The 23838-nt window shown below is 66.1% G+C and carries 19 protein-coding genes; 17 read left to right on the plus strand and 2 right to left on the minus strand.

The annotated features are described in order from the left end of the window. The first annotated feature begins 67 nt into the window (after window positions 1–67). The 3 genes from PFX90_RS12370 to PFX90_RS12380 all read left to right on the plus strand — a co-directional run bounded on the left by PFX90_RS12370 (window position 68) and on the right by PFX90_RS12380 (window position 5338). Window positions 68–508 (plus strand): DNA-directed RNA polymerase subunit beta', encoded by a 441-nt coding sequence (locus PFX90_RS12370; protein ID WP_285712802.1) that lies wholly within the window; start codon window positions 68–70, stop codon window positions 506–508. 39 nt (window positions 509–547) lie between these two features. Then, on the plus strand, window positions 548–1894 hold the full coding sequence (gene gltX / locus PFX90_RS12375) for a glutamate--tRNA ligase (RefSeq protein ID WP_285712803.1): 1347 nt from the start codon (window positions 548–550) through the stop codon (window positions 1892–1894). Between the two features lie 120 nt (window positions 1895–2014). Continuing rightward, window positions 2015–5338, plus strand: coding sequence for a S41 family peptidase (locus PFX90_RS12380; RefSeq protein ID WP_285712805.1), 3324 nt, complete (start codon window positions 2015–2017; stop codon window positions 5336–5338). On the opposite strand, the gene fghA is transcribed toward PFX90_RS12380, so the two are convergent. Next, window positions 5339–6175, minus strand: a complete 837-nt coding sequence (fghA, locus tag PFX90_RS12385) for an S-formylglutathione hydrolase (protein ID WP_285712806.1) — start codon at window positions 6173–6175, stop codon at window positions 5339–5341. Window positions 6176–6276: 101 nt separating this feature from the next. On the opposite strand from fghA, the gene PFX90_RS12390 reads away from it, so the two are divergent. The 3 genes from PFX90_RS12390 (at window position 6277) to PFX90_RS12400 (ending at window position 11898) form a co-directional block, all read left to right on the plus strand. Next, window positions 6277–8061, plus strand: a complete 1785-nt coding sequence (locus PFX90_RS12390) for a tetratricopeptide repeat-containing sulfotransferase family protein (protein ID WP_285712807.1) — start codon at window positions 6277–6279, stop codon at window positions 8059–8061. 155 nt (window positions 8062–8216) lie between these two features. Continuing rightward, window positions 8217–10601: a TonB-dependent receptor gene (locus PFX90_RS12395; protein ID WP_285712857.1), complete on the plus strand. Its 2385-nt coding sequence runs from the start codon at window positions 8217–8219 to the stop codon at window positions 10599–10601. Continuing rightward, window positions 10594–11898 (plus strand): amino acid permease, encoded by a 1305-nt coding sequence (locus tag PFX90_RS12400; RefSeq protein WP_419180100.1) that lies wholly within the window; start codon window positions 10594–10596, stop codon window positions 11896–11898. The genes PFX90_RS12395 and PFX90_RS12400 overlap by 8 nt, the downstream gene beginning before the upstream one ends. On the opposite strand, the gene PFX90_RS12405 is transcribed toward PFX90_RS12400, so the two are convergent. After that, the gene (locus PFX90_RS12405; RefSeq protein WP_285712809.1) at window positions 11895–12491 is read right to left on the minus strand and encodes a TetR family transcriptional regulator C-terminal domain-containing protein; all 597 of its coding nucleotides are present in this window, start codon (window positions 12489–12491) and stop codon (window positions 11895–11897) included. The genes PFX90_RS12400 and PFX90_RS12405 overlap by 4 nt on opposite strands. Before the next feature lie 39 nt (window positions 12492–12530). Between PFX90_RS12405 and PFX90_RS12410 the strand changes: the two genes are divergently transcribed. The 11 genes from PFX90_RS12410 (at window position 12531) to PFX90_RS12460 (ending at window position 23815) form a co-directional block, all read left to right on the plus strand. After that, complete coding sequence (locus PFX90_RS12410; protein ID WP_285712810.1) at window positions 12531–13694, plus strand: aromatic ring-hydroxylating oxygenase subunit alpha; 1164 nt, start codon at window positions 12531–12533, stop codon at window positions 13692–13694. Further along, the gene (locus PFX90_RS12415) at window positions 13691–15298 is read left to right on the plus strand and encodes a phytoene desaturase family protein (RefSeq protein ID WP_285712811.1); all 1608 of its coding nucleotides are present in this window, start codon (window positions 13691–13693) and stop codon (window positions 15296–15298) included. Before PFX90_RS12410 ends, PFX90_RS12415 begins: the two co-directional genes overlap by 4 nt. Window positions 15299–15367: 69 nt before the next feature. After that, the gene (locus PFX90_RS12420; RefSeq protein WP_285712812.1) at window positions 15368–16762 is read left to right on the plus strand and encodes a M20/M25/M40 family metallo-hydrolase; all 1395 of its coding nucleotides are present in this window, start codon (window positions 15368–15370) and stop codon (window positions 16760–16762) included. Next, window positions 16759–18036: a Xaa-Pro dipeptidase gene (locus PFX90_RS12425; protein WP_285712813.1), complete on the plus strand. Its 1278-nt coding sequence runs from the start codon at window positions 16759–16761 to the stop codon at window positions 18034–18036. The genes PFX90_RS12420 and PFX90_RS12425 overlap by 4 nt, the downstream gene beginning before the upstream one ends. A gap of 481 nt (window positions 18037–18517) precedes the next feature. Then, window positions 18518–18763, plus strand: a complete 246-nt coding sequence (locus PFX90_RS12430; protein ID WP_273985593.1) for a helix-turn-helix domain-containing protein — start codon at window positions 18518–18520, stop codon at window positions 18761–18763. Window positions 18764–18944: 181 nt separating this feature from the next. After that, window positions 18945–20090: a hypothetical protein gene (locus tag PFX90_RS12435; protein ID WP_285712814.1), complete on the plus strand. Its 1146-nt coding sequence runs from the start codon at window positions 18945–18947 to the stop codon at window positions 20088–20090. Further along, complete coding sequence (locus tag PFX90_RS12440) at window positions 20071–20691, plus strand: thermonuclease family protein (RefSeq protein WP_285712815.1); 621 nt, start codon at window positions 20071–20073, stop codon at window positions 20689–20691. The genes PFX90_RS12435 and PFX90_RS12440 overlap by 20 nt, the downstream gene beginning before the upstream one ends. Window positions 20692–20856: 165 nt before the next feature. Further along, window positions 20857–21645, plus strand: coding sequence for a type IV toxin-antitoxin system AbiEi family antitoxin (locus PFX90_RS12445; RefSeq protein ID WP_285712817.1), 789 nt, complete (start codon window positions 20857–20859; stop codon window positions 21643–21645). A gap of 4 nt (window positions 21646–21649) precedes the next feature. Further along, the gene (locus tag PFX90_RS12450; RefSeq protein WP_285712818.1) at window positions 21650–22567 is read left to right on the plus strand and encodes a nucleotidyl transferase AbiEii/AbiGii toxin family protein; all 918 of its coding nucleotides are present in this window, start codon (window positions 21650–21652) and stop codon (window positions 22565–22567) included. Between the two features lie 489 nt (window positions 22568–23056). Next, on the plus strand, window positions 23057–23248 hold the full coding sequence (locus PFX90_RS12455) for a helix-turn-helix transcriptional regulator (protein WP_023836545.1): 192 nt from the start codon (window positions 23057–23059) through the stop codon (window positions 23246–23248). A 45-nt stretch (window positions 23249–23293) separates the two neighbouring features. Further along, window positions 23294–23815 carry a hypothetical protein gene (locus tag PFX90_RS12460; RefSeq protein WP_285712821.1) on the plus strand — a complete coding sequence of 174 codons (522 nt, stop codon included), beginning with the start codon at window positions 23294–23296 and terminating at the stop codon, window positions 23813–23815. Window positions 23816–23838: the final 23 nt, after the last annotated feature.

A 23838-nucleotide genomic window follows, 5' to 3' on the forward strand; every position in this document is an offset into this window, starting at 1 on the left:
AAATCACTCGCAACTAAATAGAAGGGAGCGCACAGACGCTGCCCTATCTGACCGTAAGCGAGGTATCATGCCCCCCAAAAACGCCCCCTCCGCCGCCACCCGTAAGGCCATATCGGCGCTGCTTGCCCCGCCCCGTGTGGAACGATTGGGGCCGATCGCGGGCCGCTTCATCCACGCCCTCCGGCTGATCGCTGTGCATGATCGGGTAGGGCGCGATCCGGTGCCCGAACTCGCGGCGCGGCTCGGGAGCGTCGAGGTTGCGGCCAAGGCGCTGATCATGGCGCAGGCGATCGCCGCGACCTGGCCCGAGAACATTGCCGTTTCGCGCTTCTGCTGCCGCCTGCTCAGCCATGACGAGGCGACCATCGGCGCGGTCGTCGACGCGGCGGCCGAAGGCGACCGGCGCGGGTTCGAGGCCGCGCTTGACGGGCTGGTCAGGGCCGAGCGCGCGCACCGCTTGTGGGAGGCGGCGCTCGCCCTCGCCGACGCCGAGATCCGCGCGCTCTAGCGCTTGCGGGTGAGGGCGGGGCGCTCTACCGCGCGTGGCATGACCACCACCCGCTTTGCCCCCTCGCCCACCGGCCGGCTGCATGTCGGCAACATCCGCACCGCGCTCCACAACCGGATGCTGGCGCGGCAGGCGGGCGGGACCTTCATCCTGCGCATTGACGACACCGATGCCGAGCGAAGCCGCGAGGACTATGTCGAGGCGATCCGCGCGGACCTCACGTGGCTGGGGCTGACTTGGGACCGCGAGGAACGCCAGTCGGCGCGGCTCGATCGCTACGAGGCGGCTTTCGCAGCGCTGCGGGCGGCGGGGCGGATCTATCCCTGTTACGAGAGCGCGCAGGAGCTCGAGGTCAAGCGCAAGATCCAGCTCTCGCGTGGCTTCCCGCCAATCTACGACCGCGCGGCGCTGGCGCTGACCGAGGCCGAGCGTGCTGCGAAGGAGGCGGAGGGCGTCCAGCCGCACTGGCGCTTCCTGCTCGATCACGCGGAGCCCATCGCATGGGAGGACGGCATCCGAGGCGCGCAGAAATTCGACCCCGCGCAGCTCTCCGACCCCGTCATCCGCCGCGCTGACGGATCGTGGCTCTACATGATGCCGAGCGCGGTCGACGACATCGACATGGGCGTGACGCAGGTCCTGCGCGGCGAGGACCATGTGTCAAACACTGCCGTTCAAATTCAGATCTTTACCGCGCTTTATGCTGCACAATTTGCTGCAGCAAAACCGCTCCCCGCTTTCGCGCACGAGGCGCTGCTGGTGGGGCGCGAGGGCAAGCTGTCGAAGCGGCTCGGGTCGCTCGGCTGCGACGCCTTCCGCGAGCGCGGGATCGAGCCCGAGGCGATCATCGCGCTGCTCGCCCGGCTGGGCACATCGCAGCCAGTGGAGCCTATCGCGGACCGTGCGGCGCTGACCGCGAGCTTCGATCTTGCGACCTTCGGGCGTGCGCCCGCGAAGTTCGACGAGGAGGATCTCGACAGGCTCAACGCCGGGATCGTCCACCAGCTGCCGTTCGAGGCGGTCGCTGAGCGCCTGCCCGCAGGCATGGATGCCGCCGGCTGGCACGCGGTGCGCCCGAACCTCGCCCATATCGGCGAAGCGGCGGAATGGTGGCGGCTCGTGACCGGCCCGATCACCCAGCCGGAGTTCTCGCAAGAGGACAAGGCCTTCCTCGCCGCCGCTGCCGCCGCGCTCACCTGGGGCGACAACCCGTGGGCCGCCCTCACTGCCGCGCTCAAGGATAGCACCGGCCGCAAAGGCAAGCCGCTGTTCCTGCCGCTGCGTCAGGCGCTCACCGGAATGGATCACGGCCCGGACATGGGCGAGCTGCTCCCCCTCATCGGCGAGGCCGAAGCCCGCGCGCGCCTCGCCCGCGCCGCCGCTTAGCGCGCGCGCACCCGGTTCGATAAGCGTCCTCCACGGGTCGGCCAGCGGCGTGGGGGCGGCTTGCGCGGCCCCTGCGGCTCATCCATCAAGCCTTCCGGAAATCTCTGAGGGGCGAGGGCGATGAAAGGCATTCTTCTGGGCGCGGGCAGTCTGCTCGCCATGATCGCAAGCCCGCTGGCGGCGGAAGAGGGCTACTATCAGCACCCCGCGGCGAGCGGCGACGTGCTCGTCTTCGCCAGCGAGGGCGACCTGTGGCGCACGGGCCGCAATGGCGGCAGCGCGGTGCGGCTCACCAATGACGAGGGCGAGGAGAGCGAACCGGCGATCTCCCCCGATGGCCGCATGATCGCCTTCACCGCCAGCTATGACAGCAACAATGACGTCTACGTCATGCCCGTCGCCGGGGGACGCCCGCGCCGCCTGACCTATGAGGGCGGGGCGGTGCGCACCATCGGCTGGACGCCCGAGGGGCGCGTGATCTACTCCTCGGCGATCACCGGGGCGGGGCAGGGCGAAGTGCTTTACACCATCGACCCCGCCGGCGGCGAGGCGAGCGCGATCCCGCTGTGGCGCGCCAACGACGCGGCCTTCGGGGCGGACGGCAAGACGCTGTTCTTCACCCGCCGCGGCCTCTTCGCCCGCGCCCGCGACAACGCCGTGCTCTATCGCGGCGGCGGGATGGAGCAGCTGTGGCGCTGGCAGACCGGGAGCGACGCCGAGGCCGTCCAGCTCCTCGCCGATTTCGGCGCGCCGATCCGGATGCCGATGGCCGCAGGCGGGCGCGTCTATTTCATCTCCGACAAGAGCGGCAAGGACGCGGTCTGGTCGGTCGCCGAGGATGGCGGCGATGTCCGCCAGGTCTCGCCCGAACTCCCCTTCCCCGTGCTTCAGGCCAGCATCGATGGCGGCGCGGTGTTCCTCCAGAACGGTGCCGATCTCCATGTCTTCGATATCGCCGGGGGCACGGTGACGAAGCTCGCGATCGACCTCGTCACCGACCGCGAACAGACCCGCGAGCGCGCGATCGACGATCCGATGCGCTGGTTCGAGGCGGCGCGGATTTCGCCCAACGGCGAGACCGTGGCGGTCACCGCGCGCGGCCGCGCCGCGCTGGCCGCGCCGGGCGATCTGCGCCGGATCGAGCTCCCCGTGCCGCTCGCCGCCCGCGCGCGGCAGGCGGTGGTGGCACCGGGCGGCAAGGAGGTCTTCGCGGTGCTCGATCAGGGCGACCGCGGCGACATTTTCCGCATGCCCGCCGATGGCACCGGCACCCCCGTAGCCGTCACCAAGGGCTATGACGCCTACATTTGGTCCTTCGCCCTCGCGCCCGATGGCAAGACCATGGTGGTGTGGGACAAGGAGGCGCGGCTCCAGAAGGTCGATGTCGCCACCGGCAAGGTGACGCTGCTGGCGCGCAATGCCAGCGGGGCGGACGATGCCTTCTCCGACCTCGTCTTCTCGCCGGATTCGAGCCACATCGCCTATGCCGAGGTGGCGCTGACCAATGGCGGCAACACCGCCGACATCATGATCCAGAACCTCGCTACGGCTGCGCGCGTGCAGGCGACCTCGGGCAAGTATCACAACTACGCCCCCGCCTTCGCGCATGACGGGGCGTGGCTCTATTTTATCTCCGACCGCAATTTCGACCCCGAGCCCGGCGGGCCATGGGGCGATCGCAACATGGGTGCAGGCTTCCCCGAGCGGGGCGAGCTCTATGCGCTCCAGCTCGACCCTGCCTCGCCGTTCCGGATGCGCGCGGACAACGAGCTGACGCGGACGGCAGACGAGGACAAGGAAAGCGCGTCCGCAGGCGATGCCGCGCCGGAGAAGAAGGACGAGCCCAAGGGCAAGGGCAAGAAGGGCGCGAGCACCCCGCCCAAGCCCTCGATCGTGCTTGAGGGCGTTGCCGCGCGGCTCTGGAAGCTGCCGGTCAAGCCGGGGGTCGAGGGCCTGCTGCTGGCCTCGGACAAATTCCTCTACACCCGCCGCGGCGATGATCTGGTCTCGATCGCGATCGACAAGAAGGACCCGCGCGAGGAGGTCTTTGCGGCCGGCGGGATCGACATGGAACTGTCGGAAGACCGCCAGAACGCGCTGGTGCTGAGCGGCACCTCCGAAAAGCCCGTGCTGGCGCTGGTGCCCGCTGCGGCCAAGTTCCCCGACAAGCCCGCGCCCAATCAGGTGCGGCTGGGCGACTGGCGGCTGACCATCGACCCGCGCGCCGAGTGGCGGCAGATGTTCATCGACGCGTGGCGCCTGCGCCGCGATTTCCTCTACGATCCGGCCTTGCGCGGGGTCGACTGGAACGCCGTGCGCGCCGCGCGCGAGCCCTTCCTCGACCGGATCGGCAGCCGCTCGGAGCTCGATACGGTGCTCGGCGAGATGTCGGCGCAGGTGGGCGTGCTCCACAGCCAGATCGGCGGCGGCGACCAGCGTTCTGACCGCGAGAACCCGGCGATGGCTTTCCTCGGCGCGAAGGTGACGCCGGTGGCGGGCGGGCTCAGGATCGACAGCATCCTGCGCGCCGAGGCCGACCTCGTCGACCGCCTCCCGCCGCTGCGCCGCCCGGGCGTGGACGTGAAGGAGGGTGATGTGATCCGGCTGGTCGATGGCCGCGCTGTCGCCAGCCTCGCCGACCTCCAGACCGCGTTCGCGACCAAGGCCGGGCAGCAGGTGCGGCTCGATCTCACCCGCGCGGGCCGCTCCATGAGCGCGATTGTCGAGCCGATGACGCAAGGCGGTTACCGCGAGGCGCATTACGCCGATTTCGTGCAGGGCAAGATTGCCGAGGCCGCGCGGCTTTCGGACGGGAAGATCGGCTATCTGCACCTGCGTTCGATGGGGCCGGATGATCTCGCCAGCTTCGCGCGCGACTTCTTCCCGCAGCTGGACAAGCCGGGGCTGATCATCGACGTGCGCGGCAACAATGGCGGCAATATCGACAGCTTCATTGTCGCCGCGCTGCTGCGCAAGGCGTGGGGCTTCTGGGCGCGGCCCGACGGCACCGGCATTCCCACCACCAACATGCAGAACGCCTATCGCGGCCATGTCGTGGTGCTGGTGGACGAGCGCACCTATTCCGACGGCGAGACCTTTGCCGCGGCGATCAAGTCGCTCGGGATCGCGCCGCTGGTCGGCACGCGGACGGCGGGCGCGGGGGTGTGGCTCTCGGACCGTTCGCCGCTTGCCGACCGGGGCGTCGCGCGGATTGCCGAGAGCGCGCAATTTGCGGCTGACGGGCGCTGGATCGTCGAAGGCTACGGGATTGCGCCCGATGTCGAGGTGGAGAACCTCCCCCACGCCGCCTTCAAGGGCACCGATGCGCAGCTGGCGGCGGCGGTCGGCCTGCTTGAGGAAAAGATCGCGCGCGAGCCGGTGCTGCCGCTCAAGCCGCGGCCTCTCGGCCCGCTCGGCACCCCGGCGGAGGACGTGAAGCGCTAGTCAGCCGCCCATCCGCGCGGCGTGCCAGGCGATGTGATCGGCCATGAAGGTCGAGATGAAGAAGTAGGAGTGGTCGTAGCCCTCCTGCATCCGGATCGTCGCCGGGATGCCGGCGGCGGTGCAGGCGGCTTCGAGCAGCGGGGTGCGCAGCTGGCCTTCGAGGAAGTTGTCGGCGCTGCCTTGGTCGACCAGCAGTTCGGGCAGGCGCGCGCCGGCCTCGATCAGGGCGACGGCGTCGTATTCGGCCCACGCCGCGCGATCTTCGCCGAGATAGCGGCCCAGAGCCTTCTCGCCCCACGGCACCTGCGAAGGCGCACAGATCGGGGCGAAGGCGCTGACCGAGCGGAACCGGCCGGGATTGCGCAGGGCGATGGTGAGCGCGCCGTGGCCGCCCATCGAATGGCCGGTGATCCCCTGCCGCGCCATGTCGGCGGGGAAGTGCTCGCCGACGAGGGCGGGCAGTTCGGCCTCGATATAGGAGCGCATCCGGTAGTGCTTGGCCCAAGGCTCCTCGGTGGCGTCGACATAGAAGCCCGCGCCCTTGCCGAAGTCATATTCCTCGGGCGCGTCGGGCACGTCGTCACCGCGTGGGCTAGTGTCGGGGGCAACGAGGATCACGCGGTGCGCGGCGCACGCGGCGCGGTATTCGCCCTTTTCCATGACGTTCGCGTGGGTGCAGGTTAGCCCCGAAAGATACCACAGCACCGGCAGCCGCTCGCCCGGGGCGTGATCGGGGACGAAGACCGCGAAGGTCATGTCGGTCCAGGTCGCATTGCTGGCATGGCGGTAGACGCCTTGCGTGCCGCCGTGGCTGCGGGTTTCGGACAGGGTTTCCATGGGCTCGGTCTCCGGTGAATCAGCGCGCGCGGGGTAGGGCTTGGTGATGGAGAGGGCAAGGCCACTACCCACCCGCGCGGCCGCATGATACGCGGACGCCCATGAGCAACAGCGAGGCAAGACAGGTGTCGCCCATCGTCGAGCTGGCGCGGCGCGATCCCGCCGCCGCCGCCGCCGAGCTGCGCGCCATCACCGCGCGCAACCCGGCCGACGCAGGCGCGCACCGGATGCTCGGCCGCCTGCTGCGCCAGCTCGGGCGCGACGAAGAGGCCGCGCGCGCCGAGATGGACGCGGTCCGCGCCGCTGCACACGATCCGCGGATGATCGCGATTGCGCAGGCGCTGCTCGCAAACGACCTCTCCACCGCCGAAGCGGGCTTGCGCCAGCGCCTCGCCGCGCAGCCGACCGATGTCGCCGCGATCCGCATGATGGCCGAGCTGGCGGGCCGGATCGGACGCTACAAGGATGCCGAGAACCTGCTGCGCCGCGCGGTCGAGCTTGCCCCCGGTTTCACCGCCGCGCGGGCGAACCTCGCGATCGTGCTCTACAAACAGAGCCGCTTCGCCGAGGCGGGGGCGGTGCTGGAGCAAGTGCTGGCAGAGGACCCGGCCAACACCAGCAGCCGCAATCTGCTCGCCGCCACGCTCGGGCGCATCGGCGATTATGACGAGGCGATCGCGATCTATGGCGAGCTTGCGCAGAGCTTCCCCGATCATGCCAAGCTGTGGATGAGCTACGGCCACCTGCTCAAGACCGTCGGGCGGCTCGAGGAAAGCATCGCCGCCTACCGCCGCGCGCTGGCGGCCGAGCCCCATCTGGGCGAGGTGTGGTGGAGCCTTGCCAACCTCAAGACGGTGACCTTCGACGATGGCGACATCGCCGCGATGGAGGCGGCCCTGACGGCAGAGGTGTCTGACGAGGACGCCTTCCACCTGCACTTCGCGCTGGGCAAGGCCTATGGCGATCGCAAGGCGGCGGCGGACAGCTTCCGCCACTATGCCGCCGGAAACGACCTGCGCAGCCGCGAGCTGGCCTATGATCCGGACACCACCACGCGGCAGGTCGACCGGGTGATCGAAGTCCTCACCCCCGAATTCCTCGCCGCGCGGCAGGACGTGGGCGACCCCGCGCCCGACCCGATCTTCATCCTCGGCCTGCCGCGCGCGGGATCGACGCTGCTCGAGCAAATCCTCTCGAGCCATTCCGCTATCGAGGGCACGATGGAGCTGCCCGACATCCCCGCTATCGCCATGCGCGAGGCCAAGGCAGGCGGCGATGCGCGCGACTGGCCCGGCGCGGTGGCCGCAATGCCGCCTGGGCCCTTCGCCGAGCTGGGCGCCGAATTCCTCGAGCGCACCCGCGTCCAGCGCAAGACCGGCAAGCCGTTCTACATCGACAAGCTGCCCAACAACTGGAGCTATGCCGGGCTCATCCACCTGATCCTGCCGAACGCGAAAATCATCGACGCGCGGCGCAATCCGATGGACTGCTGCTTCTCGAACTTCCGCCAGCACTTCGCCAAGGGGCAGGCCTTCACCTATTCGCTCGATCACATCGGCCGCTACTATGCCGATTATGTGCGCGCGATGGACCATTATGACCGCGTGCTTCCGGGGCGCATCCACCGGGTGATCCACGAGCGCGTGCTCGACGATCCCGAAGGCGAGGTGCGCGCGATGCTCGGCTATCTCGGCCTGCCCTTCGAGGAGGCGTGCATGGAGTTCCACCGCAACACCCGCGCGGTGCGGACCGCGTCCTCGGAGCAGGTCCGCCGCCCGATCAACCGCGACGGCATGGGCCAGTGGGAGCCCTATGACCAGTGGCTCGGCCCCTTGCGCGAGGCACTCGGCGATCTGGTCGAGACCTACGCCGACCGGCCGGCCTGACCGCGCTGGAATGATGTGACAAATTTGTCATAGCGCGCAAGCAAAGTTCGCAATTCGGACCTTTCGGATGCGACGCCGCTTGGCAATCGCGGCTGGCTGTGGCGGTTTGTTGCGGGGATCGGACAGACTGCCATAGGGAGGCGGCATTGACACGCATGGAAACCACCGCGCTGCGGGCTATCACCGCATCGCTCCTCGCCGGCACCGCGATGACGGTGGCCGCGCCGCTCGCGGCGCAGGAAACGGTCGAGGAAGAGAGCGACAACGTCATCATCGTCACCGCGCAGAAGCGCTCGCAGGACCTGCAGGACGTGCCGATCGCGATCACCGCGCTGGGCACCGAGGCGCTGGGTGATCTCCAGATCAACGAAGTGCGCGACATTGCCAAGTTCCTGCCCTCGGTGACGGTGCAGACCTCGGGCCCCGGCTTCACCCAGGTCTATTTCCGCGCCGTGGCGAGCGGCGAGAACGCCAACCACTCGGCCTCGCTGCCCACGGTCGGCATCTATCTCGATGAAATGCCGATCACGACCATTCAGGGCGCGCTCGACATCCATGCCTATGACCTTGCCCGGGTCGAGGCGCTGGCCGGGCCGCAGGGCACGCTCTACGGCGCCAGCTCGATGGCGGGCACGATCAAGATGGTCACCAACGCGCCCGATTACAAAGACAGCTACGGCGCGATGGATTTCGAGCTGAACAGCGTCAACCGCGGGGATTTCGGCGGGGTGCTCGAAGGCTTCTACAACGCCGCGCTCTCCGACAGGGCGGCGCTGCGCGTGGTCGCATGGTATCGCCGCGATGGCGGTTTCATCGACAACATCCCGGGCAGCCGCACCTATGCCTCCTCGAACATCACCCAGAACAACAACGCCCTCGTCGAGGACGACTACAACGATGTCGACACCTACGGCGCGCGCGTCGCGCTGGGGATCGAACTGAATGACAGCTGGACGCTGCGCCCGACCATCATGGGTCAGGTCCAGAACGCCGACGGCAGCTTCGCGCAGGAGCGCAGCACCGCGGTCACCCGCTCGCTCCAGACGGTGCAGTACAATCCCGAGTTCTCGAAGGACAAGTGGCTCCAGGCCGCGCTGACCATCGAGGGCAAGATCGGCAACTGGGACCTCGTCGCCACCGGCGGCCACCTGTGGCGCACCACCGACACGGCCTCGGACTATTCCGACTACGCCTATTTCTACGATGCGCTGGCAGGCTACGGCTACTACTTCACCGACAACGCCGGCAATCTGGTCAATCCCAACCAGTACATCCAGGGCAATGACCGCTACCGCCGCGTCTTCGGCGAACTGCGCGTCTCGAGCCCGCAGGATGCGCCGCTGCGCTTCATCGGCGGCGTCTTCGCCCAGCGCCAGTATCACCGCATCACGCAGAACTACATCATCGACAACATTGCCGATGCGATCACGGTGACCGGCACGGAGAGCAACATCTGGCTCACCCGGCAGGAGCGTGTCGACCGCGATTATGCCGCTTTCGGTGAACTTAGCTTCGACGTTACCGACCAGCTGACGCTGACCGGCGGCGCGCGGCTCTACAACTACAAGAACTCGCTCGCCGGCTTCTTCGGTTTCAGCGACGGCTATTCGAGCCGCACGGGCGAGGCGGCGTGCTTCGGCCCGCCGGTCGTCTCGGGATCGCCTTGCACCAACCTCAACAAGACCACCTCGGATACCGACGCGATCTACAAGCTCAACGCGACCTACAAGATCACGCCCGACATTCTGGTCTATGCCACCTGGTCGCAGGGCTTCCGTCCGGGCGGGGTCAACCGCCGCGGCACGCTGCCGCCCTACCTCCCCGACACGCTCGACAACTACGAGCTCGGCTGGAAGACGCAGTTCGGCGACGTTACCTTCAACGGCGCGGTCTATCAGGAGGACTGGAACGACATCCAGCTGTCCTTCCTCGGCGCCAACGGGCTGACCGAGATCCGCAACGCGGGGATCGCGCGGATCCGCGGGGTCGAGGCCGATCTGACCTACCGCGCGGGCGGGCTCACGCTCTCGGCTTCGGGTAGCTACAACGACGCGACGATCCGGCGCGACTTCTGCCGGATCGCCAACCCGACCTTCGACTGCACGCTCAATCCGGGCGACGGGCGCGTCAACGCGCTGCTCGCACCGGCGGGCACGCAGCTGCCGGTCACCGCGAAGTTCAAGGGCAACGCTGTCGCGCGCTACGAATTCCCGGTCGGCGGCTGGGATGCGCATGTGCAGGGCGCGCTGTCCTACATCGGGCGCCGCCGCAGCGACCTGCGCACGGCCGAGAACGCGATCAAGGGCTTCTTCGATCCCTATGCGATCGCCGACTTCAGCATCGGCATGAAGAAGGACAACCTGCGCTTCGAGCTCTACGCGACCAACCTGTTCAACTCGAACGGGGTGATCAACAGCGGGGTCCAGTGCGTCGAGACCGTGTGCGGCGACCCGACCGGGATTAGCAACACCGGCGGGGCGTTCTACGACGTCATCACGCGCCCGCGCATCATCGGGTTGAAGGCGGGCTTCGATTTCTGAGCCTGTGACCCAAGTGTCTGACACAACAGAAAGGCCGGGCCACAAGCTCGGCCTTTTTGCTGCCATTGCCCTCGTCATGGGCAACATGATCGGATCGGGTGTGTTCCTGCTCCCGGCGAGCCTTGCCCCCTTCGGCTGGAATGCGGTGGCGGGCTGGATCGTCACCACTGCCGGGACGCTGGTGCTGGCCTGGGTGCTCGCCGCGCTCACCCGCGCGCGGCCCGGGGCGAGCGATCCGGCGGGCTTCGTCACCGAGGCCTTCGGCGAGATACCCGCCTTTCTGGTGGGCTGGGTCTACTGGGTCTCGGTGTGGACCGCGGTGGTCTCGATCGCGGTGGCGGCGGTGAGTTACCTCTCGGCCTTCATCCCCGCCATCGGAGCCACGCCCTTCGCCCCGGCGCTCTCGGCTATCGCGCTGGTCTGGGCGATGACGCTGGTGAACCTGCGCGGCGTGCGGGCGGCGGGCAATTTCCAGATCGTCACCGTACTGCTCAAGCTCGTGCCGCTGGTGGCGGTGATCGTGATCGCCGCGCTGGTGCTGGGCACGGGGGAGGGCGAGATCCGGCCTTTCGCGATGTCCGAACTCAACGGCACCGACCTGCGCGGCGCGGCGGCCTTGACGCTGTTTGCGCTGCTCGGCTTCGAATGCGCGAGCATCGCCGCCGCGCGGGTCGATAACCCCGCGGTCAACGTCCCGCGCGCGACGATGTGGGGGACCGGGCTTACAGGTGTGCTCTACCTGCTGGTGTGCTCGGCCATCGCACTGATGCTGCCCGAGGCGGTCGCGGCGACCTCGCCAGCGCCCTTCGCCACCTTTGTCGAGCGTTACTGGAGCCCCGGCCCCGCCGCGCTGGTGACGCTCTTCGCGATCGTCAGCTGCGTGGGCGCGATCAATGGCTGGGTGCTGCTTCAGGGCGAGCTGCCGCGCGCGATGGCAGCGCGGGGGATGCTGCCGCGCTGGTTCGCCGCGACCGACCGCCACGGCACCCCGCGCCGGGCGTTACTGGTGTCGAGCGTGATTGCCACCGTGTGCCTGCTGCTCAATTCCAGCCGGGACATGCAGGGCATCTACGAATTCGTCCTGCTGCTTTCGACCAGCGCGGCCCTGTGGCTCTATCTCGCCTGCGCGCTGGCGGCGTGGCGGATGAAGGTGTCGCGCGGGGCAGCGCTGGTGGGCGCGGGCTATGCGCTGTGGACGCTGTGGGGCGCGGGGGTGGAGGCGAGCGGCTGGAGCCTGGTGCTGATGGCCGCGGGCGTCCCGCTCTACTTGTGGGCGCGGCGCGGCGCGGCTGCTTAGCCGGTTAGCGCGTCGAGCCACTGCGCGGCCAGCGCCTCGGCCTCCTCGGCGCTGAAGGGCGCCTGCCCGAGCGACAATTCCAGCCACAACCCGTCGATCAATGCGGTGAGCGCCACCGCCGTCACCCGCACGTCGGCCAAGTCGGGCCGATAGGCACGTAGCAGGCCCTCCAGCCCTTGGCGGAAGCTGCCATAGACCTCCGCGCGCACCGTCGCGACGGCGGGATCGCTGCGGGTAAGGCTCCAGAAGGCGACATAGGTGGCGAGCAGTTCGGGCGTGGCGATCGGCGGGCGGAAATTGGCAGCGAGGTAGGCGATCAGCCGCGCGCGCGGATCAGGGCCCGCCGCCGCCACCGCCGCTTCGAGCGCCGCGTCGATCTCCGACCCTGTCCAGCGATAGGTCTCTGCCATCGCGTCGGAGAGGCTGGCGAAATAGTGCCGCAGCAGCCCCGACGAGACCCCCGCTTCGGCGCAGATCGTACGCACCGACACGCCCGCCGCCCCCCGCGCCGCGAGCACGCGCGCGGTCGCTTCGATCAGGCTCTGGCGGCGCGCATCGGGATCGGCGCGGGTGAAGGCGGGTTGTGCGCTCATGCGTGGCTTGTTATACGATCGTAAAGCAAGGACGCGCACATGGCAACTCAGCCTCTCGATAACACCGATCCGCTCGAGGGCTGGAGCCTGCCGAGCTGGACCTATCACGACGCCGAATTTCACCAAGTCGAACTCGACCGCGTGTTCCGCCCGAGCTGGCAGGTGGTGTGCCACGTCAGCGACATTCCGAAGGCAGGCGACTGGCACACGCTCGACTATTGCGGCGAGAGCGTGATCGTGGTGCGCGGGCAGGACGCTCAGCTGCGCGCCTTCACCAATGTCTGCCGCCACCGTGGCTCACGCCTCGTCGACGGGGCGAGCGGGTGCGCGAAGAAGCTGGTGTGCCCCTATCACGCCTGGACCTACGATCTCGACGGGCGGCTCACCGGCGTGCCCGACAGTGCCAGCTATCCCACGCTTGACCGTAGCCAAGCGGGCCTCGTCGCGGTCGAGCTGGAAGTGTGGCGCGGCTTCATCTTCGTGCGCTTGCAGGATGATGGCGGGCCCACCGTCGCCCAACAGATGGCGCCGTACGAGGCGATGGTCGCACCCTACCGCTTCGAGGAACTCGAAGCCCTCGGCCGCGTCACCCTGCGCCCGCGCGAAGTGAACTGGAAGAATGTCGGCGATAATTACTCCGACGGCCTCCACATACCCGTCGCGCACCCCGGCCTCACCCGCCTGTTCGGCAAGGGCTACGGCATTGAGGCCGAGGCGCACGTGGACCGGATGTGGGGCGCGATGATCGACCGCGAGAGCGTCAACTGGTCCGAGCGGATGTACCAGCGCCTGCTCCCCCCCGTCCCGCACCTGCCCGAGGACAAGCAGCGCTTCTGGCTCTATTTCAAGCTGTGGCCCAATGTCGCCTTCGATATCTATCCCGACCAGATCGACTTCATGCAGTGGCTTCCCACCGGCCCCACCACCTGCCTGATCCGCGAGATCAGCTATGTCCTGCCCGATGACCGCCGCGAGATGCGCGCCGCGCGCTATCTCAACTGGCGCATCAACCGCCAGGTCAATGCCGAGGACACCGCGCTCATCACCCGCGTGCAGCAGGGCATGGCGAGCCGCAGCTTCTCGATGGGCCCGCTGAGCGACAAGGAGGTGTGCCTGCGCCACTTCTGCCGCCGCATCCGCGATCTGATCCCCGAAGCCCGCCTCGAACGCCAACCCGCAGCCGGATGGAGCCGCCGCGCATGACCCAGAAATACGACGCCGTGATCATCGGCGCGGGCCACAACGGCCTCACCTGTGCCTTCTACCTCGCGCAAGCCGGGCTCAAGGTGCGGATTGTCGAGCGGCGCGACATTGTCGGCGGCGCGGCGGTGACCGAGGAGTTCCACCCGGGCTTCCGCAATTCGGTGGCGAGCTACACCGTCAGCCTGCTCCAGCCCAAGGTGATCCGCGACATGCGATTGGCCGAGCACGGCTACCGCGTGATCGAACGCCCGATCAGCAACTTCCTCCCGCAGGAGGATGGCGGCTACCTCAAGCTCGGCGGCGGGCTGGAGCGGACGCAGGCCGAGTTCGCGCGCTTCTCGGCTGCCGATGCCGCGACGTTGCCTGCCTATTACGACGCGCTCGAAGGCGTGGCCGAGGTGCTGCGCAGCCTCGCCCTCAAGTCCCCGCCCAATGTCGGCGAAGGTCTGCGCACGCTGATCGCGGGGGCATCGCAGGGCTGGGGCCTCTCCAAGCTGGGCCTCGAAGCCAAGCGCGACGTGCTCGACCTCTTCGTCAAGTCCGCCACCAGCTTCCTCGGCCAATGGTTCGAGAGCGAGGCGGTGAAGGCCGCCTTCGGCTTCGATGCGGTGGTCGGCAACTATGCCAGCCCCGACACGCCGGGGAGCGCCTATGTCCTGCTCCACCACGTCTTCGGCGAGGTGAACGGCAAGAAGGGCGCATGGGGCCACTGCATCGGCGGGATGGGCACGATCACCCAGATCATGGCCGAGGTGTGCCGCAAGTCGGGCGTCGAGATCACCCTCGAGGCCCCGGTCGCCGAAGTGCTGGTCGATGGCGACACGGTCGCGGGGGTGAAGCTCGAAAGCGGCGAGGAAATCGCGGCCAAGCGCGTGATCGCCAATGTCGGGCCGAAGCTGCTCTATGGCAAGATGCTCGCCGAACACCACCAGCCCGCCGATTTCCGCCGCCGGATGCGCGGCTACAAGGCGGGCGGGGGCACCTTCCGCATGAACGTAGCGCTTAGCGAGCTGCCGCGCTTCACCTGCCTGCCCGAACCAGGCGAACACCACCAGAGCGGCATCATCATCGCCCCGACGCTCGATTACATGGACAAGGCTTTCCTCGACGCGAAGGCGCATGGCTGGTCGAAGCGGCCGATCGTGGAGATGCTGATCCCCTCGACGGTCGACGACAGCCTCGCCCCTCCGGGCCAGCACGTCGCCAGCCTGTTCTGCCAGCAATTCGCCCCCGAGCTGCCCGACGGCCGAGACTGGGACGCCGAGGAAGACGCCGCGGCCGACACCATCATCGACACGGTCGAAGCCCACGCGCCGGGCTTCCGCGCCTCGATCGTCGGGCGGCAGGTGCTGAGCCCGAAGGGCCTCTACAAGAAGTTCGGGCTGGTCGGCGGGGACATCATGCACGGCCACATGAGCCTCGACCAGCTGTGGAGCGCGCGGCCCGTGCTGGGCAACGGCGCCTATCGCGGGCCGGTGAAGGGGCTCTACATGTGCGGCGCGGGCAACCATCCGGGCGGCGGCGTGACTGGCGCGCCGGGGCACAACTGTGCGCAGGAAGTGCTCGCCGACGGCGGCAGCTTCCGGCGCTTTGCGTCGGTCTAGGCGCGGCGGTTGCCGTAGGCGCCGCTTTGCCATAGCCTGCCTGCCTGACGACCAAAGAGGGGACTGCCGATGCGCGCGAAATTCCTGCTGTCCGGCCTTCTGGCAGCCGCGCTGTGCGGCCCGGCGCTCGCCCAGACGACCCCGACAGAAAAGCAGGTGGTCGATCTCTCGAGCAAGGCCATCGCGCTGCGCTCGGTCCGGGGTGAGGGCAACCAGACCGGCAAGGTCGCCGAGCTCTTCCGCAAGGCCCTGATCGATGCGGGTTGGAAGGCGGCCGAGATCGAGATCGTGCCCGTCGACGACACCGCCTATTTCATCGCCACGTGGAAGGGTAAGAACCTCGCCCTCGGCCCGATCGTCATCTCCGCGCACATGGACGTGGTCGACGCCAAGCCCGAAGACTGGAAGCGCGATCCCTTCACCCCCGTGGTCGAGAACGGCTACCTCTACGGCCGCGGGGCGAGCGACACCAAGTTCGACACCGTGCAGGCGATGGTCGCGGTGATGGAGCTGCGCAAGGCGGGCTTCGTCCCCGAACGCAGCATCGTCCTCGCCTTCTCGGGCGATGAAGAGACGACGATGATCACCTCCAAGGTCATCGCCGAGAAGCTCAAGGGCGCGCGGCTTGTGCTCAATGTCGACGGCGCCTCGGGCGCACTCGACGAGGAAAGCGGCAAGCCCGCCTATTGGAGCTGGCAGGGCGCGGAGAAGACCTACGCCGACTTCGCGCTGGAGGTGACCAACCCCGGCGGCCACAGCTCCGCCCCGCGCGCGGAGAACGCCATCGTCCAGCTCGCGGGCGCGCTGACGCGGATCGGCGCGCATCACTTCACGCCGGAAGTAAACGACATCACCCGCGATTACTTCGTCAAGGCGGCCGATTTCGTCTCCGATCCGCTGCTGGCGGCGGCGATGCGGGCCTTTGCGAAAGACCCCACCGACAAGGCGGCCATCGCGGTGCTGCGCGGCAACCCCGCCACGATCGGCAAAATCGCGACGACCTGCGTGCCGACAATGGCGAGTGCGGGGCACGGCCTCAACGCCCTGCCCCAGCGCGCGACCGCTTTCGTCAATTGCCGCATCTTCCCCGGCCATTCGCCGCAAGAGGTGATGGCCGAACTCAAGGCCGTCGCCGCCGAACCGGCCATGACCATCCGCCAGATCGACCCCGAATTCACCACCGCCTCGCCCGCCTCGCCCTATGACCCGGTCTTCGTCGGTGCGGCCACGCGTGCGATCCAATCGGCTTTCGGGGAGGTGCCGGTGATCGCATCACAGGCCTCGGGCGCGTCGGATTCGATGTGGTACCGCGCGCTCGGCGTCCCCAGCTATGGCGCGAGCGGCACCTTCATGCGCGAGAGCGACGATTTCTCCCACGGCCTCGATGAACGCGTGCCGCTCGGCAATATCGGCAAGAGCCTCGAATATTACCGCCTGCTGCTGACCGAGCTCTCCTCGAAATGAGGGCGCTTCGCGCCATTGCCGCGCTGCTGGCGCTCGCCGCACCGGCACCGGCGCTGGCCGAAGGGCTCTATATCGCGGCAGGCCAGCTGCTCGATGTCGAAAGTGGGGAGCTGCTCACCGGCCAGTGCATCCTCACCGAAGGCGAGCGCATTGTGCGGGTCGAGACCTGCGCCGCCACGCCCGGTGGCACGACGCGCGTCGACTGGTCGGCCTACACCGTGCTGCCCGGGCTGATCGACCTCCACACTCACCTCTCCGACACCGGCAGCAGCGCGGATCTGTCAGACCCACTCAAGACCTCGCCGGTCGACACGGTGCTGATCGGCGCGAGGAATGCGCGTGTGACGCTGGAGGCGGGGTTCACCACGGTGCGCGATGTCGGGACCTATCGCGGGCTCACCGACGTCGCCCTGCGCAACGCCATCGCCAAGGGGCTGGTGCCGGGCCCGCGCATGTTCGTCGCCGGAGCCTATCTGACCCATCCGGGCGGCGGGGGCGAGCTGAACGGCGTCGTCCCCAACGACCAGCTCCCCGCCGACATGCGTCTGGGCGTGCTCTCCAGCCCCGAGGAGGCCGCCTCGCGGGCGACCTACCTGTTCGACCACGGCGTCGATTTCCTCAAGCTGATGGCGACCGGAGCAGTGCTGGCAATCGGCACCGAGCCAGGCGAGCCCGAGCTGAACGAAGCCGAAATGCGCGCCGCCATCGCGGTCGCCAAGGCGCGTGGTTCCTTTGCCACCGCCCACGGCCACGGCGCGGAAGGGATCAAGGCCGCGATCCGCGCCGGGGTGCGCAGCATCGAGCACGCCAGCCTGATCGACGAGGAGGGCCTGCTGCTCGCGCGCGCAAAGGGCGTGTGGCTGGTGATGGACATCTATAACGGCGACTACATCGACGAAGTCGGCACCGCCGAGGGCTGGCCGGAAGAATATCTGCGCAAGAACCGCGAGACCACGCAGGTCCAGCGCGACAATTTCCGCCGCGCGGTCGAGCTCGGCGTCCCGCTCGCCTTCGGCACCGATGCCGGCGTCTTCCCGCACGGCCTTAACGCCCGCCAGTTCCGCTACATGGTGGCGAATGGCATGACCCCGCTTCAGGCCATCCGTGCGGCCACGACGAACGCGGCGCAAGTCCTCGGCCGCCAAGCCGACCTCGGTCGGATCGCCCCGGGCCACATCGCCGACATGATCGCCGTGCAAGGCAACCCCCTCACCGATATCACCGTACTGGAGCGCGTTGCGGCCGTGGTAAAGGGCGGGATCGCGGTGCGCTGAACGGCAGGACGATTGGGACGCCGAGTGCGATGACCCTGCGGCCTGCCGGACGAAGGATGGCCCCTGAACTTGGCGGAGCCAGAAATGGTGCCAGAAGAGGACAAACAAGTAAAAAGTAAGTATTTGATATACTTACTATATAAACATTTCGAAGATTGAAATGCCACTTGCCATGCCCCCAAGTCTGAATTGCTTACAAGATTTGGGTCTCTAAGCGCTGTTTCAAGCACATTCATCATGTAGCACGGTGTATCGTTCCAATGCAAGTTTCTTGGTTCGATTTATTTGTGCCTACTTGTTGCAATACGTACCGGTTTTGTGTCCTTGCGGGTCGATCGCGCCATGGCATGGCGCCTTCGGCCATGAGCCGCTGACCATGCTCCCCCAGTCGAAGAGCTGTCGAAAGGGGCACGCTGATCCCCCGCAGGGTATATTGCGAATTTATACCTTCCAGGGTATAGAGTGGCCAACGGAGGCAGTGATGGATCAGCTTGTACGACTGCCGAGGCAGCTAGGTGCAATCATCCAGAGCGCGCGTGTGCGGCAGGGAATGACCCAGTCAGACCTGGCCGGTATCTCCGGCACACAGCAGAAAACCATATCAGGCATCGAGAACGGCAGCGTCGGAGTAAAGCTCGGCACGCTGCTCCGCGTGATCGCGAGCCTCGATCTCGATATGAAGATCGGGCCGCGAGAGAGTGGCCCTGCCATTGAGGATGTTTTCTAAAGACATTCGATAGCTTTGCGTTGCAGCTCCTTCCCGCGCCCGCTGCAGCGTCCCGCTCAAGCTGTGACTCAACGGAGAGACGTTAAGAGATCCAAAAGATCGGTGTGCCACATAGAAAGCTGCGGGATATCTGAGTTGTAGATACCATCAGTGCGCATAACCCCAGACGTAGCGGAGGGCCATGACACAATCTCTGCGCGGCGATTTGGCGAAACGCTATCTTCTGGAAGACCTGCCCGGCGCGTCTCAATTGGGAGCTCGCTTGAACGGGATCTTGTTGAAGATCGATTCTGGCGAGCAAGTGACCGCGTTGCAGCGACAGTTTCTCGTCGCGTCGGGTCTTCACGCCCTCTGCGCCTTGTCCGATGGCAAGATCACTCAAGGAGAGTTTCGCCCCCAAGCCGAGCAGGAGCAGGCAGCGCGCATTGAGGAAGCTTCGGCCAAGGCCGTGAAGGATGCGGCCAAAAAGGCGGCATGCGATGAGGCACAAGCCGCTGCGATCAGGGAGACCTTTGCCGCCATGGCGAATGATCCCGTGCTGCGCCGGAAGCGGGAAGCAAGGGAGCTGCGGCAGCGCTTCGGCATAGGATATGTCGAAAGCGAGGACTATCCGCGCGTGATGGCGCTTCTCAGGCAAGTCGCCACTCGGCAGCGCCTCAAGGCCGAGGACGTCGCATGGCTGAAGACTGAGGCCAATTACTGCTGGACAGACTCGCTGCAGAAAGCCTTCAATGCATTGGAAGCCGAAGCCTTCACAAAAGCATGGGAAACCAGCGGTGATCCCTGGGATGCCGTGAACGCGAGCGCGCATTGGCGCAAGGCAGATGAACCCGAGCAAGCCTTGCGTCTGACCGAAGCGGCGCGGGCGCAGATCGGGCCAAATCCCAAATTACATTCGGCCCTTGCAACAACGCGTGGCGGAGCAATGCGTGACCTGCGCCGCCTCGACGACGCGAAGGCATTGGCAAACGACGCGCATCGATTGACCCCGAGCGACTACAGGCCCTGCACATTGTTGGGCGCAGTCCACATCGAGCTTGGTGAGCTCCAGGCAGGGCACGAATGGTATGCCAAGGCCGAGAGCCTTGGCGCTTCGCGCCAAACGATCGACAATGATTTGCGCGGGCTGCTGATGCGCTCCCCCATTGAGGAGCAGCATCGCATCCGCGAATACCTTCTCCACCATGATCCTCAGCGCTTTGCCTGGCTCCGGCGTTGGCCTGGGACCGGTCAATCGCCTTCGCGTCCAAAGTCCGCACACTCGATAAAGAGAAGAAACGACACCGCATTTGTCGAGGCAGGTCAGCATGATCATCGTTCCCGATGATCCGGGCCCTGCAGGTCCCGACGACGTTTTCAAGGCGGCCGTCCGAAAAGTCTTCGACGGCGATGGCTTTCTGGCAAGCGTCTTGCATCCCTACCGCCAGGCTTGGGTTGAGCGCGTTCCGTTCCGCTTTGCGTTCATCGATGCGCCCGAAATGGCGCAACCATTCGGTCAGGAAGCCAAGGACTTTCTGGCCGGTCTCATCGCGGACAAGGAGCTGCGTCTCGACCCGGTCGGCAAGGAGTCGACCGGCTACATGCCCATCGATTCGTACAAGCGGGTGCTGTGCATGGCATTCCTGACGGAGCAGATGGATGTCGGGACGGTTGACTATTATCACGAGGGCAAGCGGGGCGGCGGATTGGTCAAGCGAGCGCGTCCCGTCACGCGCAACATCGAGCTCGAGATGATTGTGAACGGCTGGGCTTGGGTAGCCGAGCAATACACGTTCGACCGTGAGACGGAGTATTTTGCGGCGCAAGACGATGCCCGGCGTGATCGGCGAGGCCTTTGGGCGATGGACAATCCCGAGCCGCCATGGAGCTTCAAGCGTCGGCAGAGACGTCGGAGCAAGTTGCCTGAGCGACAGGGTCAATTGATCTGACTCGAGGTTGCCGAGTTTTCGGCGCGCACCCCAATCTGTGGGGCATCGAGAACTATGACGCCGATGCCTCTGGTTTAACAATGAGAAAAAATGCTAAGCTTAGCTTAGCGAAATCGACTAAACTTAAACTCGACGTTGGTTTGAGAATGTGCCATAAGGCTAAGCATGGCTACGCGTTTTGAGGGAAAACTAAACCAGCTGCAGCAAAAGCTCCCCGATGGGCTGCTAGTGGATGCTGCCTGGTTAGAGGACCAAGGCTATTCTTCTGCACTGCGCAGCCAATATGTGCGTGCAGGATGGCTCCATAGCCCAGCGCGCCGCGTCTATCGCCGATCCCAATCCCCGCTGACCTGGGAACAGGTCGTCATATCGCTTCAATACCTCATGGATCTGCCGCTCACCGTAGGCGGGCGCACTGCGCTCGAGGAGCTTGGCTATGCGCATTATCTCTCCGCGCGGATGCGCGAGGTCCACCTTTATGGACCGACACGCGCCCCGACCTGGCTGGCCGACCTGCCCCTCGATATAGACTTCCAGTGGCACAACAGCCTGCGCCTGTTTCCGAGCGATGCTGATGCCCCACCAGCGCCGCAACCTGTGATGTACAGTGCTGCCGGCTTGAGCCTCCCAATACGATATTCCAGCAAGGAGCGTGCGCTGCTCGAACTTCTCGACGAGCTCCCGCACCGCGAAAGCTTCCATCAGGTCGATATGTTGATGGAGGGCATGGCTGACCTCAGTCCGCGTCGATTGCAGACCCTGCTCGAGGCCTGCGCAAGCGTGAAGGTGAAGCGGCTTTTCTTCTTCTTTGCTGACCGGCACCGCCATGCTTGGCGATCGCGGCTCGACATGGAGCGGGTCGATCTAGGGGCGGGCAAGCGCGTTCTCGTGAAAGGCGGTAAGCTCGATCCCACCTACCAGATAACCGTCCCGTCTGACTTGGGAGGCCAATGAGAGCATGGCTTTCCTCGATACCTACCGGCAGCAAGTCGCGCTCCTGATCCGCACCATCCCTTTTGTCGCCAGGGAGCAGGCATTTGCCCTGAAAGGCGGAACTGCGATCAATCTGTTTGTGCGCGACATGCCCCGCCTGTCTGTCGATATTGATCTGACCTATCTGCCGGTCGAGGACCGCGCCACATCGCTCAAGGCCATAGATGCCGCGATGCGGCGAATTGCAGAGCAGATTGGCGGCGGCATTCCAGGCGCGAAGATCCATCCGTCCCGCTCTGCTGGCGACGACATCGTCACCAAGCTGATCGTCCGTTCCGGGGAGGTGCAGATCAAGATTGAGATCACGCCGGTCTTGCGCGGCACAGTCTACGAACCTGTCATCACGCCTGTGGTGCCGAGGGTCGAAGAGGAGTTCGGCTTTGCCGAAATGCCGGTCGTCTCCTTTGCCGACCTCTATGCCGGCAAGATCGTCGCAGCTCTTGATCGCCAGCATCCGCGCGACCTGTTTGATGTGCGCGACCTTCTCGCCCATGAGGGGATAGGGGACGAGCTGCGCCGGGCATTCCTAGTCTATCTCATCAGCCATAATCGCCCGATGGCAGAGATCCTCGCCCCCGCACGCAAACCACTGACAGAGGAATATGCGCGGGGGTTTGTCGGTATGACCATCGAGCCGGTTGAACTTGCCGAACTTGAAGCCGCTCGCGAGGCGCTGATCACTGCGATGGTCGCTGAAATGCCCGAAGCTCATCGGCATTTCCTTGTCGGCTTCAAGAAAGGCACGCCCGATTGGGACCTTCTCAGCATACCAGGAGCCGACAAACTGCCTGCCGTTCTGTGGAAGCGACAGAACCTCGATCGCCTTCCTGACGGGAAGCGAAATGAGCTGATCGCTGCCTTGGAGAATGTGCTGTTTGCGTAACCGCGTGCGTGGCCCAGTTGCGCCATGCCATGTGGGCTGACTAGCCGACTTTCGTCCTCGCTCGGGCTCGCAGCCGATCGGGTTTCCGTTGCCAACGAGGCGCTCAGCGAAGCCTTGGCTCGTGACGATAGATGGGCGCAACCGAGTCGCGCAGATTCCGGCAACAAACGCCGACACAATGCGCTACAATTGCCGTTGATCACCGCCAAGATCGTGCGTGAGCTTGTCGCTCACACAATTCTTGCTGGCCGCAATGCGTCCCGGTGCGTCCGCTCGCGTCCTCGCTGGATGTGGAACGGCATTTGATCCTGTTTTGTTCTTTCCAACATCCAAGCGTCGCACATAGCTTCTGATGGTCACTGAAGCTCAGGCAGGGGTGTCGGGTCGAATGCAGGATCGCCGTGCGGCGCGCCGTGCGACGGTCAACCCGCCACTCCGGAAGGGGACGACGGCGCCAGTGACAGAACCTTGAATGAAGAGGAATCTGTCATGTCGAATACCGAACTGATCACCTGCCAGGAGGTGCTGCGCCTTACCGGCATTCGCAGCCGCTCCACAATCTGGAGGAAGATGCGCAAAGGGGGCTTTCCCCACCCGGTCGACATCGGCGGGGGGCGCATTCGCTGGCGCGCCGCCGACATATCGGAATGGATCAACGCCCTTCCGCTGCGCCGCTACTGACCCCCTCGATTGGCGGGCAGTGGCTCGCAGAAAGATGCTTTCCCAATGTCCATTTTCTCCATGTTGGAAGCCGCCTTGCGCGCGGAAGGCTGGGCGCTCGTTTGTGTACCGGTCGATGACCGATACAAGTCTCTGACAGAACTGCTGATCGACGATTACGTCAGGCGGCTCAGCCGCCCGGGCCTCGATGGCAGCTGCTACCGCACCTTCATCGCCGACTGGCTCTACTTCGAACGACCCATGATCGATCGCTTCAAGGGCGAGGAATTCTCGGCCCAATTTGAAGGTCCCCTGGTCGCTATCGGCGACAAAACATACCCGCTTGGCGGGTTCATTCTCCACCATCTCCAATGGGCCCGATTGTCCCCTGAAGATGCTTTCGATCTGCGCGAGACACTGCGTGCTGTGGTCGATCGGACAGTGCGCAAATGGATGCAGGACAAGGACCTCACATTCGTCCCCGCACTTCCTGAAAAGCCGTTCCCCGACCGTGCTGCCGCCGACGCTGAAGCCGAGCGTCAGATCCGCGCATTCGCGCGCGTACCTCGGGACCTGGGGGATATCTAATGGAGCACAGTCAGGACTATTCA

Origin of the sequence: Erythrobacter oryzae (assembly GCF_030271515.1) — a bacterium.
Taxonomy (GTDB): domain Bacteria; phylum Pseudomonadota; class Alphaproteobacteria; order Sphingomonadales; family Sphingomonadaceae; genus Erythrobacter; species Erythrobacter oryzae.

Coding starts and splice junctions, on each gene's coding strand:
- PFX90_RS12380 (WP_285712805.1), top strand. CDS start 2,015: ATGAAAGGCATTCTTCTGGGCGCGGGCAGTCTGCTCGCCATGATCGCA.
- PFX90_RS12425 (WP_285712813.1), top strand. CDS start 16,759: ATGAGGGCGCTTCGCGCCATTGCCGCGCTGCTGGCGCTCGCCGCACCG.
- PFX90_RS12440 (WP_285712815.1), top strand. CDS start 20,071: ATGATCATCGTTCCCGATGATCCGGGCCCTGCAGGTCCCGACGACGTT.
- PFX90_RS12410 (WP_285712810.1), top strand. CDS start 12,531: ATGGCAACTCAGCCTCTCGATAACACCGATCCGCTCGAGGGCTGGAGC.
- PFX90_RS12430 (WP_273985593.1), top strand. CDS start 18,518: ATGGATCAGCTTGTACGACTGCCGAGGCAGCTAGGTGCAATCATCCAG.
- PFX90_RS12405 (WP_285712809.1), bottom strand. CDS start 12,491: ATGAGCGCACAACCCGCCTTCACCCGCGCCGATCCCGATGCGCGCCGC.
- PFX90_RS12460 (WP_285712821.1), top strand. CDS start 23,294: ATGTCCATTTTCTCCATGTTGGAAGCCGCCTTGCGCGCGGAAGGCTGG.
- gltX (WP_285712803.1), top strand. CDS start 548: ATGACCACCACCCGCTTTGCCCCCTCGCCCACCGGCCGGCTGCATGTC.
- fghA (WP_285712806.1), bottom strand. CDS start 6,175: ATGGAAACCCTGTCCGAAACCCGCAGCCACGGCGGCACGCAAGGCGTC.
- PFX90_RS12390 (WP_285712807.1), top strand. CDS start 6,277: ATGAGCAACAGCGAGGCAAGACAGGTGTCGCCCATCGTCGAGCTGGCG.
- PFX90_RS12450 (WP_285712818.1), top strand. CDS start 21,650: ATGGCTTTCCTCGATACCTACCGGCAGCAAGTCGCGCTCCTGATCCGC.
- PFX90_RS12420 (WP_285712812.1), top strand. CDS start 15,368: ATGCGCGCGAAATTCCTGCTGTCCGGCCTTCTGGCAGCCGCGCTGTGC.
- PFX90_RS12435 (WP_285712814.1), top strand. CDS start 18,945: ATGACACAATCTCTGCGCGGCGATTTGGCGAAACGCTATCTTCTGGAA.
- PFX90_RS12415 (WP_285712811.1), top strand. CDS start 13,691: ATGACCCAGAAATACGACGCCGTGATCATCGGCGCGGGCCACAACGGC.
- PFX90_RS12455 (WP_023836545.1), top strand. CDS start 23,057: ATGTCGAATACCGAACTGATCACCTGCCAGGAGGTGCTGCGCCTTACC.
- PFX90_RS12395 (WP_285712857.1), top strand. CDS start 8,217: ATGGAAACCACCGCGCTGCGGGCTATCACCGCATCGCTCCTCGCCGGC.
- PFX90_RS12445 (WP_285712817.1), top strand. CDS start 20,857: ATGGCTACGCGTTTTGAGGGAAAACTAAACCAGCTGCAGCAAAAGCTC.
- PFX90_RS12370 (WP_285712802.1), top strand. CDS start 68: ATGCCCCCCAAAAACGCCCCCTCCGCCGCCACCCGTAAGGCCATATCG.